Here is a 523-nt window from a genome sequence, read left to right on the forward strand (position 1 = left end):
ACGCCATTTCACCAATGACAAAACAGGCGCGACCAAAAGGAATAAATACAATACTTAAAAAGCAGAGTAAACCAATACACCACCAGGCCAGCCCCATTAAAAAACCACCCATCACAAACCAGAAAACATTAAATATCAGTCGTAAAGCACCCATGGTCGTTCTCCTTTTTTCACTTTTGCCAAAAGGGTTACAAGATTGGGGCCAATTTTAATTGTGATATAAATCATAAAGATAAAGTTAATGTATGAAATTTAAACCGTGAAAATCACAATTTAATAGTGAATTTCGCCGCTGGTCAGACTGGACTAGCCACAGGAAAAGCTTGCTGAGTTCTCTGGCAACGGCTTTAATAAGGCCGTTTTAAGACTTTAAGACTTTAAGACTAATACCCAAATTAATTGGAGTTGCAGCGCGGCGACAAGTGCACAAGACCCCAGGAGCATAGTTTACCTATGTGACTGGGGCGAGGGCGGGAAGTCAACAAAGCTGCAGCTTCAAGTAAGAAGGGGATAATAATTACAG

Annotated in this window: 1 protein-coding gene; it reads right to left on the minus strand. The window is 40.7% G+C overall.

The genetic code is table 11. The features are described 5' to 3' along the window. Positions 1-154 (minus strand): YccF domain-containing protein (locus ABD056_RS22955; RefSeq protein ID WP_425545081.1); only part of this gene is annotated, 154 nt, incomplete at its 3' end. Between the last annotated feature and the right edge of the window lie 369 nt (positions 155-523).

Source organism: Caenispirillum bisanense (assembly GCF_039523075.1).
In the GTDB taxonomy this organism is placed as follows: Bacteria; Pseudomonadota; Alphaproteobacteria; order Rhodospirillales; family Rhodospirillaceae; genus Caenispirillum; species Caenispirillum bisanense.